Raw genomic sequence first — 780 nt, forward strand, 5'->3', positions numbered from 1 at the left:
AAAGGTGGAATATAAGCACGTGAACCACCCTTGATAACGTACCATTGCGGACGATTCGTCACGTCTAACAAACCGTGATTGAGGAAAAAGCGTAAGAAGAACATCAATGGAAATGCACGCATGTCAGCGAGGGAAGATGACCAAATCGCCGCGCCCATTGGCAGAATATAGTTGTCAGAAAAGAAATCACTAAACTGGTGCTCATCCAAAAATGCACCCAGCGTTTGAGAACTCGATATTTGCTCAGTAGCAGACGCTTTTGCTAGTTTATTGAAGCGTAAAATCTCAAGAATAAAGCGATAGAATTTTGGATTAAGCCAATTTCGCTTTTGTGCGAACAATGTTGTTAATGTGTGGCCATTATATTCCAAACCATTGCCATCGTTTCTCACGCTGAAACTCATTTGCGTCGGAATACCTTCCACGCCAATTTCATTCATCATTTTGATAAAATTTGGATATGTACGGTCGTTGTATACAATGAACCCTGTATCAATCGCATAATCCTCATTCCCGACACGTACATCAACCGTCGCCGTATGGCCACCAATATAATCGTTGGCTTCGAACAAAGTGATATCGTGTTGTTGGTGCAGATAGTACCCACATGTCAGTCCAGAAATTCCAGTGCCTACAATAGCGATTTTCATGCTTCTTCCTTTTAAGATACGAGTTTAGCTGTCAGCCTTGCTTGCCAGCTGTATGGAAGCAACGAGATAAAGCGGAGAATGCCTGTAAATCTCGCCGGAAAATAAATGTGGCTTTTATCCGCCGCCAGCT

General features: G+C 42.8%; 1 protein-coding gene and 1 pseudogene. Both read right to left on the bottom strand.

The features are described from left to right. The coding region (locus R8N47_RS24615) for an NAD(P)/FAD-dependent oxidoreductase (protein WP_318186025.1) at positions 1–650 on the bottom strand (650 nt) is incomplete at its 3' end. Positions 651–661: 11 nt separating this feature from the next. Beyond that, positions 662–780, bottom strand: a pseudogene (locus tag R8N47_RS24620) (short-chain dehydrogenase); the annotation flags it as partial.

Source organism: Vibrio sp. 2132-1, assembly GCF_033344315.1.